Source organism: Thermoactinomyces intermedius, from assembly GCF_013912365.1.
Taxonomy (GTDB): Bacteria; Bacillota; Bacilli; order Thermoactinomycetales; family Thermoactinomycetaceae; genus Thermoactinomyces; species Thermoactinomyces intermedius.
Window position 1 is genome coordinate 1 of sequence record NZ_JACETT010000043.1, and the last position, 17,158, is coordinate 17,158.

Annotated in this window: 17 protein-coding genes; 8 read left to right on the forward strand and 9 right to left on the reverse strand. The window is 46.4% G+C overall.

What is annotated here, in order from left to right; translation table 11 throughout:
• The first annotated feature begins 137 nt into the window (after nucleotides 1-137).
• The 4 genes from crcB to H1R82_RS10240 all read left to right on the forward strand — a co-directional run bounded on the left by crcB (nucleotide 138) and on the right by H1R82_RS10240 (nucleotide 4,715).
• Complete coding sequence (crcB, locus tag H1R82_RS10225) at nucleotides 138-509, forward strand: fluoride efflux transporter CrcB (RefSeq protein ID WP_232334028.1); 372 nt, start codon at nucleotides 138-140, stop codon at nucleotides 507-509.
• Between the two features lie 240 nt (nucleotides 510-749).
• Complete coding sequence (locus H1R82_RS10230) at nucleotides 750-2,342, forward strand: alpha-glucoside-specific PTS transporter subunit IIBC (protein ID WP_181732798.1); 1,593 nt, start codon at nucleotides 750-752, stop codon at nucleotides 2,340-2,342.
• Nucleotides 2,343-2,489: 147 nt separating this feature from the next.
• A complete protein-coding gene (locus H1R82_RS10235) occupies nucleotides 2,490-3,836 on the forward strand; it encodes a 6-phospho-alpha-glucosidase (protein WP_181732799.1) in 1,347 nt (448 codons plus the stop codon).
• 111 nt (nucleotides 3,837-3,947) lie between these two features.
• Complete coding sequence (locus H1R82_RS10240) at nucleotides 3,948-4,715, forward strand: MurR/RpiR family transcriptional regulator (protein ID WP_181732800.1); 768 nt, start codon at nucleotides 3,948-3,950, stop codon at nucleotides 4,713-4,715.
• Between the two features lie 59 nt (nucleotides 4,716-4,774).
• Here H1R82_RS10240 and H1R82_RS10245 read toward each other — a convergent pair whose 3' ends face one another.
• The 3 genes from H1R82_RS10245 to H1R82_RS10255 all read right to left on the reverse strand — a co-directional run bounded on the left by H1R82_RS10245 (nucleotide 4,775) and on the right by H1R82_RS10255 (nucleotide 8,080).
• On the reverse strand, nucleotides 4,775-5,527 hold the full coding sequence (locus H1R82_RS10245) for a sporulation protein (protein WP_181732801.1): 753 nt from the start codon (nucleotides 5,525-5,527) through the stop codon (nucleotides 4,775-4,777).
• Between the two features lie 43 nt (nucleotides 5,528-5,570).
• Entirely contained in the window at nucleotides 5,571-6,314 is a 744-nt protein-coding gene (locus tag H1R82_RS10250) for a sporulation protein (RefSeq protein WP_181732802.1), read from the reverse strand.
• Nucleotides 6,315-6,394: 80 nt separating this feature from the next.
• Nucleotides 6,395-8,080 (reverse strand): hypothetical protein, encoded by a 1,686-nt coding sequence (locus H1R82_RS10255; protein ID WP_181732803.1) that lies wholly within the window; start codon nucleotides 8,078-8,080, stop codon nucleotides 6,395-6,397.
• Between the two features lie 252 nt (nucleotides 8,081-8,332).
• On the opposite strand from H1R82_RS10255, the gene H1R82_RS10260 reads away from it, so the two are divergent.
• Together H1R82_RS10260 and H1R82_RS10265 are read left to right on the forward strand one after the other, a co-directional pair.
• Nucleotides 8,333-9,625 carry a glutamate-1-semialdehyde 2,1-aminomutase gene (locus H1R82_RS10260; protein WP_269747562.1) on the forward strand — a complete coding sequence of 431 codons (1,293 nt, stop codon included), beginning with the start codon at nucleotides 8,333-8,335 and terminating at the stop codon, nucleotides 9,623-9,625.
• A 19-nt stretch (nucleotides 9,626-9,644) separates the two neighbouring features.
• Complete coding sequence (locus tag H1R82_RS10265) at nucleotides 9,645-10,043, forward strand: globin domain-containing protein (RefSeq protein ID WP_181732805.1); 399 nt, start codon at nucleotides 9,645-9,647, stop codon at nucleotides 10,041-10,043.
• 35 nt (nucleotides 10,044-10,078) lie between these two features.
• On the opposite strand, the gene H1R82_RS10270 is transcribed toward H1R82_RS10265, so the two are convergent.
• Nucleotides 10,079-10,423: a hypothetical protein gene (locus H1R82_RS10270; protein WP_181732806.1), complete on the reverse strand. Its 345-nt coding sequence runs from the start codon at nucleotides 10,421-10,423 to the stop codon at nucleotides 10,079-10,081.
• A 402-nt stretch (nucleotides 10,424-10,825) separates the two neighbouring features.
• Here H1R82_RS10270 and H1R82_RS10275 point away from each other — a divergent pair, with 402 nt between their 5' ends.
• Complete coding sequence (locus tag H1R82_RS10275) at nucleotides 10,826-11,878, forward strand: alpha/beta fold hydrolase (RefSeq protein WP_181732807.1); 1,053 nt, start codon at nucleotides 10,826-10,828, stop codon at nucleotides 11,876-11,878.
• Nucleotides 11,879-12,125: 247 nt separating this feature from the next.
• Nucleotides 12,126-12,335 carry a hypothetical protein gene (locus tag H1R82_RS10280; RefSeq protein ID WP_131470860.1) on the forward strand — a complete coding sequence of 70 codons (210 nt, stop codon included), beginning with the start codon at nucleotides 12,126-12,128 and terminating at the stop codon, nucleotides 12,333-12,335.
• 66 nt (nucleotides 12,336-12,401) lie between these two features.
• On the opposite strand, the gene H1R82_RS10285 is transcribed toward H1R82_RS10280, so the two are convergent.
• From H1R82_RS10285 to coxB, 5 genes are all read right to left on the reverse strand, one after another.
• Nucleotides 12,402-13,133: a hypothetical protein gene (locus H1R82_RS10285; RefSeq protein WP_181732808.1), complete on the reverse strand. Its 732-nt coding sequence runs from the start codon at nucleotides 13,131-13,133 to the stop codon at nucleotides 12,402-12,404.
• Nucleotides 13,134-13,275: 142 nt separating this feature from the next.
• Entirely contained in the window at nucleotides 13,276-13,584 is a 309-nt protein-coding gene (locus H1R82_RS10290; protein ID WP_181732809.1) for a cytochrome C oxidase subunit IV family protein, read from the reverse strand.
• Nucleotides 13,585-13,587: 3 nt separating this feature from the next.
• Nucleotides 13,588-14,202, reverse strand: a complete 615-nt coding sequence (locus H1R82_RS10295; RefSeq protein WP_181732810.1) for a cytochrome (ubi)quinol oxidase subunit III — start codon at nucleotides 14,200-14,202, stop codon at nucleotides 13,588-13,590.
• Nucleotides 14,202-15,971: a cytochrome c oxidase subunit I gene (gene ctaD / locus H1R82_RS10300; RefSeq protein WP_232334031.1), complete on the reverse strand. Its 1,770-nt coding sequence runs from the start codon at nucleotides 15,969-15,971 to the stop codon at nucleotides 14,202-14,204. The genes H1R82_RS10295 and ctaD overlap by 1 nt, the downstream gene beginning before the upstream one ends.
• A 194-nt stretch (nucleotides 15,972-16,165) precedes the next feature.
• Nucleotides 16,166-17,119, reverse strand: a complete 954-nt coding sequence (gene coxB, locus H1R82_RS10305; RefSeq protein ID WP_181732844.1) for a cytochrome c oxidase subunit II — start codon at nucleotides 17,117-17,119, stop codon at nucleotides 16,166-16,168.
• Between the last annotated feature and the right edge of the window lie 39 nt (nucleotides 17,120-17,158).

A 17,158-nucleotide genomic window follows, 5' to 3' on the forward strand; every position in this document is an offset into this window, starting at 1 on the left:
TTCTCCACGCTATGCGTGGAAGCCCATCTCTTGCCTCCGCTTTTATCCCTTTTTTATATCGTCGCCACCACCACGGGCGGCCTGCTTTTTGCCCGCTTGGGGGTTTGGCTGGCCCAAAGGGGGAAAGCCGATTGGAAATGATGTGGATTGCATTGGGAGGGGGAATCGGAGCCATGTGCCGCTGGCTGGTCACGGAGGTGTTTCCCGCCCGGGACGGGAAATTTCCGCTTGGAACCTTTCTTGTCAATATGACCGGCTGTTTGATCATGGGGCTTTATTTGGGATGGATTCATGACCGGTTGCCGGTCGCCTGGATGATGGCAAACCGGCCGTTTGCAACGGGTTTTCTCGGCGGTTACACCACCTTTTCCACTTTTTCTTATGAAGCTGAAAGGCTCCGGCAACAAAGGCGAAAGGGAAAATTTTGGGCTTATCTTCTCTCCAGCCTTTTCTTCGGTTTGTTTTTGGTTTGGGCCGGTTTTCACCTTTCCTCCGGCATGATTTCGTAAAAAATTCCATGGCACAGGCATAAGCCGGCCATGGAATTTTTTATGGGAAAGTTTTTATGCAGTGTGAAAATGTTCAAAAAAAGTGATTCTGTTTCAAGATGAACAAAAACAATTGTTGGAACATGAATTATAAGATATTTTATTTGTAAGCGTTAACAAATTATTCATAGTTCAATTATAAGTTAACAAAAATCCCAAAAAAACATGTTACAAAAAATTATACAACAAGGAGTGATTTCCGTGCTGCAAAAGTTCCAGCGCTTTGGGGCAGCCATGTTTGTACCCGTTCTGTTATTTCCCTTTGCAGGGATCGTTGTCGGGCTGACCACCCTGCTGAAAAATCAGGATATTATGAATGCTCTCGCACACCCCGACAGCTTTTGGTACAAATTTTGGACCGTGATCGAAGCAGGCGGTTGGGCGGTATTCAAACAAATGCCTTTGCTGTTTGCGGTCGGCATCCCGATCGGCCTGGCCAAAAAGGCCCAAGCCAGAGCCGTTTTGGCTTCTTTGATCTCATATCTGACCTTTAACTATTTTATCAATGCCATTTTAACCATTTGGGGGCCCCAATTTGGCGTTGATTTTGAACAAGAAGCGGGCGGAGTGAGCGGACTGACGGAAATTGCCGGCATTAAAACGTTAGACACCAGTATCATTGGAGCCATCCTGATTTCTGCCATCGTCGTTTATCTTCATAACCGTTATTTCGATAAAAAGTTGCCTGATTTTTTGGGGATTTTCCAAGGGACCTCCTATATCGTCATCCTCAGCTTTTTTGTCATGCTGCCTCTGGCACTCCTCACTTCCTGGGGTTGGCCGGTCATTCAAAAAGGCATCGCTTCCATGCAAGGGTTTCTTGCTTCATCCGGGGCATTGGGCGTTTGGTTATACACATTCCTTGAGCGAATTTTGATCCCGACCGGGTTGCATCACTTTATCTACGGTCCTTTCATCTTCGGTCCGGCCGTGGTGGACGGCGGAATCGTAAAATATTGGGTGGAACATTTGAATGAATTTGCCAATAATTCGCAATCATTAAAAGAAATGTTCCCGGAAGGCGGTTTTGCTTTACACGGGCTTTCAAAAATATTCGGAATTCCGGGCATTGCACTGGCCATGTATGTCACGGCCAAATCCTCCAAGAAAAAAATCATCTCCGGAATGTTGATCGCGGCGACACTCACCTCCGTGATCGCCGGAATCACAGAACCGATCGAATTCACCTTTTTGTTCGTGGCGCCGGTTCTCTTTCTGATTCATGCCCTCCTGGCGGCCACCATGTCCACCATCATGTACTCCCTCGGGGTTTCCGGAAATATGGGGGGTGGATTGCTGGAAGTGGCCATCCAAAACTGGATTCCGCTGTTTAAATACCACAGCACCACTTATTTGACGCAAATCGTAGTCGGCTTGATCTTTACGGCCATCTATTTCTTCCTGTTCCGCTATTTGATTTTAAAACTGGATGTGAAAACGCCGGGCCGTGAAGATGACGAAGAACAGGAAACCAAGCTGTACACCAAAAAAGATTTCCAAGAAAAACAAGCGGCCAAGCAAAAGAAAAATGATTACGCAGAAAAAGCCGCCCGGTTTTTGGAAGCATTGGGCGGGCCGGACAACATCGCGGAAGTGACCAACTGCGCCACCAGATTGCGCGTCACCGTTCATGATGAAACCAAAACGGCACCAGAGAAGCAATTTCTCTCCGCCGGGGCCCACGGGATCGTTAAAAACGGAAAAGCCATCCAAGTTATCGTCGGTTTGTCTTCCCCGCAGATCCGGGAACAGTTTGAAAACCTGCTGGATCATCCAAACCGGGAGAATGCATAAAATGGTGGCGGGAAAATTTCCAGGCTCCTGTGAAAAATAACAAGATATGTGATTATGAACAGCATCCGCCCGATCTATTGTTCTCTCGTCACCAGGTTGTTATAACTGAGTTGTAAGCGGTCACGAAAATAAGGAGGAATCAGCAAAATGAAAAAATTCTCCATTGTCATCGCCGGAGGAGGCAGCACCTTTACACCGGGAATTGTCCTGATGCTTCTTGAAAATTTGAATCAATTTCCGATCCGGAAATTAAAACTTTACGATAATGACGCTGCCCGCCAGTCGACGATTGCCGAAGCCTGCAAAATCATCCTGAATGAAAAAGCGCCGGAAATCGAGTTTTTGGCCACCACCGATCCGGAAGAAGCATTCACCGACGTCGACTTCGTCATGGCACACATTCGGGTCGGGAAATATGCCATGCGGGAACTGGACGAAAAAATCCCGTTGAAACACGGCGTGTTTGGTCAAGAAACATGCGGACCCGGAGGAATCGCCTACGGCATGCGCTCCATCGGGGGAGTCTTGGAATTGATCGACTACATGGAAAAATACTCTCCCGACGCATGGATGTTAAACTACTCCAATCCGGCCGCCATTGTCGCCGAGGCCACCCGGCGCCTGAGACCCGATTCCAAAGTGCTCAACATCTGCGACATGCCCATCGGCATTGAAAACCGCATGGCTCAAATTCTGGGACTCAAAAGCCGCAAGGAAATGAAGGTCCGTTATTACGGATTGAATCATTTCGGCTGGTGGACGGATATCCGTGACCAAAACGGGAATGATTTGATGCCCAAATTGAAAGAGCATGTCCGGAAACACGGCTACACTGTTCCCAAAGATGATGCCGATGCAAGCTGGAGCGACACCTTTTTAAAAGCCCGCGATGTCTATGCACTGGATCCTGACACCCTGCCGAATACGTATTTGAAATATTATTTTTACCCGGATTATGTGTATGAACATTCCAACCCGGAATACACGCGCGCTAATGAAGTCATGGACGGCCGTGAAAAATTCGTGTTCGGTGAATGTCAAAAAATCATTGAAAACCAATCGACCGAAGGTACCAAACTGCATGTTGACGAACACGCATCCTATATTGTGGACCTGGCACGCGCCATCGCATACAACACACAAGAGAGGATGTTGTTGATTGTCGAAAACCAAGGAGCCATCTCCAATTTCGACCCGACCGCCATGGTGGAAATTCCCTGTATCGTGGGAAGCAACGGGCCCGAACGCATCGCCATCGGAGAAATCCCGCAATTCCAAAAAGGACTGATGGAACAGCAAGTTTCCGTGGAAAAACTCGTGGTCGAAGCCTGGATCACCCGCTCTTATCAAAAATTGTGGCAAGCCCTCACCTTGTCCAAAACCGTTCCCAGCGCCAAGGTGGCCAAAGCCATCCTGGATGACTTGATCGAGGCCAACAAAGATTATTGGCCAAAACTGCACAAAGAGGATGTCGTCGTACGTGAAGATTTATAAATAAAAGATCCATACACCTTACGGACGGAAAGTGCAAAGAGCTTGTGCCTCTTTGCACTTTTTGTTTTAATTTTTATAAAGGAATTCTCTTTGTGCAGGGAGGAGAATCATTTGACATTAGAAGAACTTATCAATGAACATTACAACAAGCTCAATGAAACCGATTTACACATTTTGAGATACATCATGAATCACAAAGACACGTGTTATCAGTTGGGGATTAATCATCTGGCCGACCGGTGCAATGTTTCCCGATCTTCCATCTTGCGTCTGGCGCAAAAGCTCGGGTTCACCGGTTACAGTGAATTTCGCATTTTTTTGAAATGGCAGCACCAGGAAAAACCGGTAAAAGATAAGAGCAGCATCGAAATCTTGGAAGAAGATTTCCGTGAGACCATGAAATATATACAGACCAAGGATTTTTCGGACATTTGCAGATTAATCGATGAAGCACAGAAATTGTTCGTTTTTGGCACGGGAAATGCCCAGCGGAATTGTGCATTGGAATTGCATCGGATGTTTCTGCCTCTTCAAAAGTATATGAATGTGATTCCCTCTCACTCTGAATTTGAAATCGTTGTCAAGGATATGACAAAAAACGACTTGGTCTTTATTTTTTCTTTATCCGGAGACACCCCGTCCATCTTTCCCGCCGTACAAACTTTGGTGGCCAAAGGCGTTCCTTTTGTTTCCGTCACGAATCTGGTCAACAACCGTCTGGCCAAAATGACTCCGTATCATTTGTATGCCAGAAGCTCGACCGTTTCCATCCATAACGGGATTCACCTGGATACCTTTGCTTCCTTCTTCATGATCGTGGAAGCGATATTCAGCCATTATGTGGATTTCATCAATCAGAAAAAAGAAAAAACCAACTGAAAAAGGCATTCCACTTCATGGTGGAACGCCTTATCCACAGGGATCCGGGGATTTGCCCGTTAAATATACTGCTCCACGATTTCGGTGAATCTTTTCTCAAACGGGTTCTTTTTAGCTTCCAGCTCTTTTCTTGTCACCGTAAATCTCATCAGCCGTTCATCCAAATTCAGCGCTTCTTCCATCGAACTCATCAAGTCAATGGCTTTGCGGTCCAAAGTCATGATGACATCCAACGAATCATGATCGGGATAAAAAACCATGCTGATATCATCAAAATACTCTTCATACTTGCCCGTCGGCGTCATGCGGTATTCCTGCACAAAAGGATGGCGGGAATAAAATTTATCAAACGCATAATCGACACTGGTCAACCGAAATCCGACATTTTCCACCGCATGCAGCACTTTGTCCACCAACGGATGGGGGAGAACTTCGATGCCGTCGGTATCTTTCGGATCGATCGCCATTTTGATGTCCAGTCCGGTTTTTAAATAGATGGGGCACCCCCCGGTTGAAATCGGGGCATCCAACGGCATTTCAATTTCAAACGGAATCACTTTGCTCTCCCTTTCCCCGATTTCAAATGTGTCCGTGATCCGAAACTGGCTGATAACATGCTTTTGATCTTTTCCTTCATGATGATACCGGACAATCAAGTATAAATAGATTTCATCAATTCGCTGTTCCGTTTGCCCGCCTTGAATAAATATTTCCCCTTTAATTATCTCTCCTTGGCGGTACGTTGATTTTTCAAGCCGGGTATCCACCTTGGCGGCTCCGACACCCAAGCCGGCTAACACTTTGTTAAACATGCTTTCTCACTCCAATCCCAAATAAGCATCCGTCCTTTTTCCCTTAATGCATTTTGCGGTTTAACATTTCATCAATTTTTTCAAGCGGATCTTGCATCACCCGCTCGTTATTGATCATGAGGGTTCCTTTCGGATCATGGTATTCCCAGGAAAATTGACTGTTTAAGACCCGGTCGGAACGGATCAGCTCGATATCCATCCGGATCGACATATCCGTCACTTGGAAGAATACGTTCAATTCATCCACATATCCGTGATAACGGCCGGTCGGGCGGAACTGAAACATCTGGAAAAAAGGATAAGGTTTCTGTTGTGGATCATATTCGTTATGTATCCGATACAAAATGAAATCAGCATCTTCAATTTTTTTCAAGATTTTTTGCACCAAATTTGCGGGCAAAACTTCGATTTTATCCAGATCGGTGGGATCCAGGCTCATTTTTATGTCCAATCCCGTCTTCAGATAAACAGGAAAGCTTCCCGTCGACATGGGCGTTTCCATGGGAAGTTTAATTTGAAACGGAATCTTTTTGATCTCGTCTTTTTGAATGATCATGGAATGGGACAAAGGATATTGTTGCATGAGATGGGAAGCTTTCCTCCCGTTTTTGGACACCGTCACCAGCAGGTTCATGTAAATGCCATCGATTTGCTGTTCGGCTTGTCCCCCCCGAATTTTGATTTCTCCCTTGATGACATCCCCCGGCCGGAATGGTTCGTCCTCGATCTGCGCATCCACGGTGGTTCCGCCAATACCCAAACAGGCCAATGATTTATAAAGAACCATATTTTCAATCCTTTCCAGCTTCAAAATAAAAACCGTTTAAGAAGGAGAGAACAGGAAACCCGCTCTCTCTCTTGTCCATCTTATTTGGGATACATTTGGTTCATATACTCCTCGAACTGTTTCACCAATTCATCGTGATCTTTGTTCTCCTTGGCCAGTTTCTCCTTCCGCAAGCGTTCGCGGTCGTCTTGCTGCGATTGGGTGTTTTCTTTCGGTTGCCCGCTTTCATTTTTCGCTTTGTTTTCTTTTTCCAAATCCAACAAGCTGGCACGCGGTTTGGTGTCAGGGGTGATCAAGTAGTGCCTGGATGTTTGCTCCAACTCTTCGCGATGCCGTTCCAAGCGTTTTTTGGTCTGGCTTTCCAAAAGATCCCGTTGTTGCTGCAACAACTCCTCTTGGCGTCTTTTAAATTCTTCCTCTTGTTTTTGTAGCAATGACTTCGCCATTTCTTCAAATTCTTTTTGCAGCTTCTCCCGCAATTCTTCTTCTTTTTTCTCCAAATCTTTTTGCTTCTGTTCCCACTTGATCCGTTCTTCTTCCACTTTGGCCAATTCTTGTTGCAGCCGCTCTTCTTGTTCCAATGCGATGCGTTCCTGCTCGAGCCGCTCTTGTTTCAAGCGCTCTTCTTCCAGGCGGGCTTTTTCTTCTTCTTCTTTCCGCTTTTGTTCTTCAAGCATGCGTTCTCTTTCCGCAATCTCCCGTTCCCAGTTCTCCCGTTGTTCCGGCTCTTCAATTTGTTGTTTAAACTCTTCTTTCTGCTTTTGCAACAGCTCTTGTTCCCGTTTTTCAAATTCCAGCCGCTGCCGCTCCAGCAACTCTTGCTGGCGCTTTTCCAATTCTTTGCGCTGTTTTTCCAAGGCTTCTTTTTGTCTTTTTTCAAATTCGGCTTTCAAACTTGCGATATAATCTTCTTCCGGTAACTTCTGTTTTGTTTCAGTCGCTTCGGAGGTGACTTTTGCCGCCTCCGCCTTTTTGGGTTCTGCCGGTTCCCGGGTTTCAGACGCGGAAGAAACCGGGGTTGCGGAGGGCTGACGTTTCGCGGGAGATTTTCCGGATTTGGGGTCCTTCTTTTTCTCCCCGCCGCTGCCAAACAAACGGTCCAACAGACCCACTTTTTCATATTGCTTGATATGGGACAAGACCGAATCAGGCGAGTCGTTTTGCAAGCTCCGTTGAATCAACCGCATCATCTTTTTCGATGCCTTGAAATCATTCGGCAATTTTTGAATCGGCTTATCCACGGGCTCGCCGGATAAAAGGGAATAAAAAAAGGTTCCCCAATCAAATATGTTTTTTTGTGCCGTGATGGTTTCCGTACCGCAAAATAACACCTTCAGCTCCTCATCATCTTCTGTCACCCCGATATTTCCGGGATCCAAAAGCAAATACATCCGCATCGGATGCGCTCTCAAATCTTTTTCCAACAGAAGCAGCTGTTTTCCCCATTCAACCAGTTTCGCCTCTTCCACTTCTTGATTGGCAAAAACCTCCCGCAAAGGAAGGATGGGGACATAAGGGCGGACAAATACGATTGAACGGTCTTCGGCATACACATCTTCATAAGGAATCACCAACGGATGTTCAAAGGAGCGGTAGTGCGCAATCGCACGGGAGATCGGCGCTTGTTTTTCCAAACGGGATGACTGCAGGTAGTAGCGTTGCGAACCTTTCCGGGCAACTGCCAGTTCACCGTCAAAAAACCGGACGACATATTCGATTTGGTATAAATCTCTATAACGCTCACCGACTTGAAATCTGAATGACAAGATACTTCGCCTCCATCTTCCGTTCCCAAAATATATATAAACTCCGAAAAATCGGCATATATACCCAATTTCAGCATATCACAGGATGATTCACAGAGACAATCCTCCCTAGGCATTTTCTGTGCATCACGTTACAATTGAAAAAGGGACTTGTTTCGTCAGTAGAAAAATATGATGCATGGTTCCTGCACATGACGTTGTTTTCTCAAATCGTCATGAAATGTCACAATGGAGACGAAATGGGGGATATTCTTGAATATACAGCAATCGGAAAAACTTTATCAGGAAGCATTGGATGTCATTGTCGGCGGTGTCAACAGCCCATCACGGTCTTTTCGTGCAGTGGGAAACGGCACGCCCATCTTTATGAAAAAAGCACAAGGTGCTTATTTCTGGGATGAAGATGGAAACCGGTATATCGATTATCTCGCGGCCTTCGGCCCGATTATTTTGGGGCATGCCCATCCGGTGGTGACGGCGGCGATTGTTGAACAGGCCACCAACGGGGTGTTATACGGAACACCGACGGAAAAAGAAGTGCGTTTTGCACAAATGTTGCGGGAAGCCATCCCGTCCATGGAACAAATCCGCTTCGTCAACAGCGGAACCGAAGCGGTTATGACAACCATCCGTTTGGCCCGCGCTTACACCAACCGCACCAAAATCCTGAAATTTGCAGGCTGTTACCACGGTCACTCTGACCTGGTTCTGGTGGCTGCCGGCTCAGGTCCTTCCACCCTCGGCACTCCCGACAGCGCCGGTGTGCCCGTCAGCATCGCCAATGAAGTGATCACCATCCCTTACAACAACATCGAAATCCTGGAAGAGACCATGGAAAAATGGGGAGACGAAATTGCCGCCATTTTGGTCGAGCCGTTGGTCGGAAACTTCGGGATCGTCCCGCCCAAACCGAATTTCCTGGAAACCATCAACCAATTGGCCCATCAAGCAGGCGCCTTGGTCATTTACGATGAAGTGATCACCGCGTTCCGCTTTCATTACGGCGGAATCCAGGATTACTATCATGTGGAGCCGGATCTGACCGCCTTGGGCAAAATCATTGGCGGCGGACTTCCCATCGGGGCTTATGGTGGAAAAAGAGAAATCATGGAAAAAGTCTCCCCGATGGGGCCGATGTACCAAGCGGGAACGATGGCCGGAAATCCGCTGTCGATCTCCGCAGGCATGGCATGCATTGCAACCTTGAAGCAACCCAACACCTACGAACGGCTTGAAAAAATGGGCAAAACCTTAAACAATGAGATTTCCCGTTTGGCTGACAAATATGGCTTGAGCATCACAATCAATCAGGTGGGTGGAGCATTGACCGTCTACTTCACCGACCAGGAAGTGACCGACTACGAAGGAGCCCAAGCGGCCGACAGCGAACAATTCGGACAGTTTTTCCGGCTGATGCTGGAAGAAGGGGTTTACCTGGCGCCATCCAAATACGAAGCCTGGTTTTTGACAACCCAGCATTCGGAAGAAGACATCCAATTCACTTTGCGTGCCGTCGAACGGGCTTTCAAAAAAATGAAACCGTAATTGAGGAAAAGGTGATTTGATGGACCGAAACGAACCAGTCACGATCTACGAAAAAATCGGGGGAGCAAAGAAAGTCCGGCAATTGGTCGAAGCTTTTTACCCGCGCGTCATCAAACATCCGCTTTTGAAGCCGATCTTTCCGGAAGACATCCGCCCCGTGATGGAGAAACAATACTTATTCCTCACGCAATTTTTCGGGGGACCCCCGCTTTACAGCGAAAAATACGGCCACCCCATGCTTCGGGCACGCCACATGCCTTTTCCCATCACCCCGGAAAGGGCCGAAGCCTGGCTGGAATGCATGAGCCAGGCATTGGATGAAGTGGAGATCCAAGGAAAAATCAGAGAAGTGATCTGGAGCCGTTTGGTCTTGACGGCCCACCACATGGTGAACCAACCTTCCAACCGGCAACTGTAAACAAAAAAGCTCCGGAAACGGATCCGGGGCTTTTTTTAATCCAACCACTGGCGCCACCATTTTTTCAATACCGACAAAATCTCCTCCCACACACCTTTTTCCGCGGGATCTTTGTCCTTATGGACGTCCGGTCGCTGAACATTATTCGGATTGATGTGTTTCGGATCAAAACCGATCAACTCTTCACAAGCCAATCCATCCCGGTCACTGTCCAAACCATCGATATTCAGATATTTGGACCCGCCTTTTTCTTCGAAATACTTCTGCGACCCGCTCCAGTTCTCAAACGAATGACAGCCCATCTCATTGGCCCAGGTTTCACCGCTTGACAACCAAAAGGAAACCAAAAGAATCCATCCGCATACCACCCATCTTCGCAACCATCTTTCCCCCTTTCCGAAATCTCCGGTCACATCCCGTTCACCTCAACAGTCGCCTCATTCCATTTATACTCTTTAAGATAATTTTTTCCAATAACAAAGTTTGCCATCTGTCCGCAAAAATTCATTTTGTTGACAGGCACTCAAACAAGATTTACCCCTTTTAAGCCGCTTGGTAAACATCCCGCAAAACATGAAAAAAGAAGGAATTTGATTAAAATTATTCCGTTTCCGCCCCTTTGCCGTTCGCAAAACTCTCCCGTTTTTTCGTGTGAATTCGGTCTTTTCGTTCTGTAATTTAGATGAAAATCCCGTTTTTTTGAAGGAAACCCCGGAAAAATGCAGAATTATTTTATCCCGACATATTTATCCATTGATTATGATGAAAAGGCAGGGAAACAAATGTTTAAGAGTCAAACCCCCAACAAAACGCCGGAGAATGGAACGGCAACCATTGAAACGATTCAACTGGGAATCGCAAAGCAAACCATTATGATACGGGGCCAAGACACCAGCCATCCGATTCTCTTGTTTTTGCACGGGGGTCCTGGATTTGCGCCAATCGGGTTTATCAGGCATTATCAAGAAGAACTGGAAAAGCACTTTATCGTGGTTCATTGGGATCAACGGGGAGCCGGAAAATCTTTTTCCGCCAAAATGGATCCGAAAACCATCAACCTTGACCAGTTCGTCTCAGATACGCATGAATTGGTTCAAATCCTCTTGGAACGTTTTAAACAGAAAAAAATCTATTTGGCTGCTCACTCTTGGGGCAGTATCATCGGAGCACGCTTTGCCAAAAAATATCCGTCTTTGCTCCACGCCTATATCGGCATCGGCCAAATGACGGATGTGCAAAAAAGCGTACTGCTCTCGTATCAGTTTGTATTGATTCATGCAAGGCAAAACCGGAAATTTCTGGCGATGCGGGCTTTGAAACGCATCGGCTATCCACCATATAAAGATTTGCGCCGTGTGCTGGTACAGCGCAAGTGGCTGACTCGTTTCGGGGGATTGATTCGGAAGGGAAACCTTTTTCAATATTTGTCCAAAGGTTTTTTTTCTTCGGAGTATACCCTTTTGGACTGGATTAAGTGGATCCGGGGCTACCGGACTTCTTTCAAACGGCTCATGCCCCAACTGATGCAAGTCAATCTTTTTGAGGAGATTCACGAACTGAAGGTTCCGGCTTATTTCTGTGTGGGCCGCTATGATTTTTACTCCCCTTTTGAGCTGCAGGAACAATTTTACGAGCAGCTGGATGCCCCCGTGAAAGACATGATTTGGTTTGAAAATTCGGCGCATGCGCCTCATCTTGAAGAATCATCTTCGTTCCTCGTTTTGCTTTTGCGGGTTAAAGAAGAAAGCTTGTTATTCCAACAAAAAAAACTTCAAAATCAATCTCATCCAACGAACGGCAAAAACGCGGAGCCGGCCGTCAAGCACGCGCCCTAAACCGGTTTGGCCCGGATCTCGAATTTCTCATCTTTTACGGTTAACACATCAAAATTTTGCGTTCTTTTCCATCATGGCCGGCTATTGCTTTGTAATCATCTGAAATCTCTTGTGACTCTACAAAAAAAGGCTTTAGATCTCATGGAAAATATGAGAAAATAAGCTTAAGAGAAATTGATTGCTTCAATCAATTCCTCCTTAGCGGAAGTGGGACACCACAAAACCGAATAAGGAGAGGATGATTCAGTTGAATTATAAAGATGATTTGCATGGTGAAGACATTCTTTTGCCCGCTAATAAAACGGCTCCTTGTTCAATCTGTGGGAAAGAAGCATACTATGTTGAAATCAGCTTTGAATCCCCCATCTGTTCAAAAGAATGTGCAAAGCAGATGTGGAAAGAATATGTGGACACACAAGTATCCAGGAAATACAAAACGTTCAGTGATTTTTTATGAATAAGCATAAACGATGAAAAAACACCGCATAGTCCAAGCTATCGGTGTTTTTTTAATTTCTGTCCTTCACGGCCGGGTTTCCTGCACATGAAGAGGACCAATATTCATTTTTTTCAAAGGAATCGAATTCTCCAATTCCGCTTTTTGATCCACAAACCGGTATTCCGGCAAGAGTGTTTTTTTCTTTAAATCGACAGGCATCATGATCATGGCTTCCCCGTTGACATCCACCACAGCATAAGGCTTTGGTTCCTCCATGTACACCAGATATTCCTTTTGGTTCATAGCAATCAAATAGCCGCAAGCCCTGGAAATGGAAATCACCAGCACCATGAAAATCAGCCCGGCAATGAACCATTTTCGCTTGGAAACCATCCGGATCAACGCATAGGTAAAAGCAACATACAACAAAAAGAAAAACAGAAGCACTTCCACCGAATAATGGAACTCAAAACCCAACCGCAGCCCGAGCATAAATGCCACCGACCCGGGCAAAAAAACAGGTAAAACCCATTTTCCATACCGGGCCACGATCGGGTATTGCAAATAGGCCAAAAGCACAAGCGAAACGATCACAAACGCAAAAATGGAGAGAATGATGGCATTTAACCCCACGCCTGCATAAAGGGCAGGCAATCCAAAGTAAGCCTTGTAACTCACATCGGACAAATAAGCCGAAAAATACCCCAGTCCGGTGACCACCCCGATGGCAATTCCCTCAGACACTTTCATAAACGGAATGGAGTGCAGAAAAGTCTTTGGATTGTTTAGGAGTTGATCTTTTAACAGATTATTCATGTTTCCTCCTGTTTTTTTAAAACGTGATCAATTTAACATAAAATAATTGATTATTAATCTATAATTCTTTTATATCTCCAGAGCCATTATATACAAAAACAAAAGCCTCTTGCTATCCAACAAGAGGCTTTTGCAATGACCTTTACATCAAAAAGATTCCTACAACACAAACGACTGCGAAGAAAATGCCTGCCACAATAAATATCCTGTAGAAAGCCGTTCCTTTTTGATCCAGATGCATAAACGTAAACAGCTGCAGAAACACCTGCAACGCACCCAGGATCAAAAGAACCGGCAAGACCAGGTGTTCCGGTGCCACATCGGTGGCGACCAGGTAAAAAGCAGCCGCTGTCAACACGATCATCACGGCAAACGAAATGAGATGCTTCGTCACGCGCTCTGATTTATTGGCAGACTGTCCGTTTGAAGACTGACTGACTTGTTGTGCCACCGTTTAGCCCACCTTTCCCAAAAGATAAACCAGGGTAAAGATAAACACCCAAACCACGTCAATAAAGTGCCAATACAAACTGGAAAGGAATAATTTTGGCGCCGTTTCTTTTGTGATCCCACGTTTGGCCGCCTGAATCATCAACCCCGAAATCCAGAAAATCCCAAACGTGACGTGCGCACCATGGGTACCGACCAGGGCATAAAAAGCGGAACCAAAAGCACTGCTCATAAAAGTATGCCCCAAGCTGACATAATGAATGAACTCATCAATTTCCAGCACCAAAAAAGCCAGACCAAGCAGAACCGTGACTCCCAGCCATGCCAGGGTTCCCTTCAAATGACGCTGGTTCATTTTCACCATCGCAAGCACACTGGTCAAACTGCTTGTCAAAAGGATCGCCGTGGTGACCGCAACCAGTTCCAAATCAAATAACTCGTTACTGTCCGGTCCACCCATGTTTTGGCTGCGAAGAGCCAAATAAGAACCAAACAAACAAGCGAACAAGACGGTTTCCGCTCCCAAAAAGAGCCAGAAGCCCAAGACTTTGTTTTTCCCTTCCAGCGTGGCCGTTTCCAGATGTTGAGGTTTTTGGGCCGCTTCCGTTTGGGCTGCCATTATGCCTTAACCCCCTTTTCTTTGTCAATTTCCTCCGGATCGATATGATAGCCATGATCCTGCTCAAAAGAGCGTATAAACATGGCAACGAAGACGACAATGATCCCGATGATCGCCGCACTGAAATCGCCACGGGCAATGAATCCCAAACCGGCTACAAACAAGCCTAATGCCATCAAAAGAGGAATATAGGTCGGGGATGGCATATGAATGGGGCCCAACGGTTCAGCCGGTTGCATTTCTTTGTTTCCGGCCTGCTTTTCAAGCCACCATGCATCATAACCACGCACCAAAGGCGTTTGTTTAAAGTTATATTCCGGAGCCGGCGAAGAAATCGACCATTCCAAAGTCCGTCCATTCCACGGATCTCCCGATGCTTTTTCGCCTTTTTTGAAAGTCAGAACAATATTAAGCGCAAATGCAATTGTACCAATTGCCATGAAGAATGCACCAATGGTACTGATGAAGTTCAAGGTTTCCAACCCGGCCTCTGCTTGGTAAGTAAACACCCGGCGCGGCATACCGTACAGTCCCAAGAAGTGTTGCGGGAAGAAGGTGAGATGGAAACCGATAAAGAAAGTCCAGAAATGAACTTTACCCAATTTTTCGTTTAACAGTTTCCCGAACATTTTCGGCCACCAATAATAGGCACCGGCAAATAATGCAAATACGGTTCCTCCGATTAATACATAGTGGAAGTGTGCCACGACGAAATAGGTATCATGGTATTGGAAGTCCGCAGGCGGCGAAGCCACCATCACCCCGGTCATACCCCCCATCACAAAAGTGGGAATGAACCCGAGGGCAAACAACATGGGGGTTTTAAAGCGGATTTCCCCACCCCACATAGTAAACAACCAGTTGAAGACCTTGATCCCCGTCGGAATCGCAATGGTCATGGTCGCGATCCCGAAAATGGAGTTTGCAACCGGTCCCAGTCCGACGGTAAACATATGGTGAACCCACACCATGAACCCGAGGAAAGAAATCAACACCGTTGCAAAGACCATGGATGTATATCCGAACAGACGCTTTTTCGAGAACGTGCTGATGACCTCGGACATGATTCCAAACGCCGGCAAAATCACGATGTATACTTCCGGATGCCCGAAGATCCAGAACAAGTGTTGCCACAGCACGGCGCTGCCGCCCATCGTGTAATCGAAAAAGTTTGCACCAAACAAGCGGTCAAACATCAACAGCAACAAGCCGACGGTTAATGGCGGCATGGCAAAAATGATCAATGCGGACGTTGCAAACGTCGTCCATGTAAACAGCGGCAATCTCAGGAATGTCATTCCGGGAGCCCGCATGTTGATAATGGTCACCAGGAAGTTGATCCCGCTGAGCAACGTCCCGATCCCGGAAATCTGCAAACCGATCACATAGTAGTCCACACCCGGCCCGGGGCTGTATTCATTCAGGGCCAACCCCACATAGGAGGTCCAACCGGCATCGGGTGCCCCACCAAAAATCCAACTGAGGTTTAAAATGATTCCCCCCGCTGTAAAAAGCCAGAACCCGAGTGAGTTCAAAAACGGAAACGCAACATCACGCGCACCGATTTGAAGCGGAACCACCGCGTTCATCAACCCGAAAATCAAAGGCATCGCAGCAAGGAAAATCATCGTGGTTCCGTGCATGGTTAACACTTGGTTAAAGGTGTCGCCAACAATAAAGTCATTTTGGGGAACAATGAGCTGCAACCGCAGCAACAAGGCTTCAATTCCCCCGATGACAAAGAAAACAATCCCGGAAATAAAATACATAATCCCGATTTTCTTATGGTCCACCGTGGTAAGCCATTCCCAAACTTTGCTCTTCTTTACGAGACTGAGCAAGTTTTTGTTATAGCCTCCCGTAAAGATCGCCCATATGAAAAGAGCAAAGACGATCAATATCAAGAGCGTACCCATGGTGTTCCCTCCTTCTAACGTGATCCGTTACGATACGATGTGAAAAGTTATTTTCTGCTCATCAAATACTCCACAAGCGCTTCCATTTCTTGCGGTTCTAAATAGTCAATTTTCGGCATTCTTGCACCCGGTTTCACCGCGGTCGGGTCTTTCAGCCATTTTTTCAGATTCTCTTCGTCATGCGGCAAAATCCCTGCAATGGTGGAACGTGTTCCAAACTTGGTCAAATCCGGTCCTTTGATGTTTTTGTTGGTTCCGGCATGACAACCCAGACAGTTTTGGTTAAACAATGCTTCCCCTTGTTTTTGCTGAGCGGTTTGAACGGTGGATGGTTGTTTCATTTGTGCCACCCATTTGTTAAAGTCGCTTTCTTCTTGAGCGATCACTTTAAAGTCCATTAAAGCATGGCCCGCTCCACACAATTCTGCACATTTTCCTTGGTAAACACCCGGTTTTTTGGCATCCAGAACCAAAGTGTTCGTACGTCCGGGGACGACGTCCACTTTTCCGCCGAGCGCTGGAATCCAGAAGGAGTGCAGAACGTCTTTCCCTTCAATGATAAAATTCACTTTTTTCCCTACCGGGATATGTAGCTCTTGGGCTGTTTTGATTCCCAGGTCAGGGTACTGAAACTCCCACCAATATTGATACCCCGTCACCTTCACCGTGATGGAGTCTTCTGAAGCTTTTATTTCCGACATGTTAAACGTGTATTTGACTGTCGGAATTGCCAAGATCGTAAGCAAAATGATCGGAATAGCAGTCCAGATGATTTCCAGAACATTGTTTCCGTGAACTTGTTCCGGCATCACATCTTTGCCTTTCCGTTTTCTGTACCGGATCAGCACATAGATATAGATGGTAATAACAACCGCAAAGACGCCCAACATGATGAATAAGGCTAATTTAATCATATCAAGCGACATCTCACCCGATGTCCCTTTCGGTTTCAAAACACTGAAACCGTCTACCCCGGAACATCCAGTGAGCGCCAGAGACATAAGTGCGAATAAACTTAATACTCGCCATGCGCCTTTTCG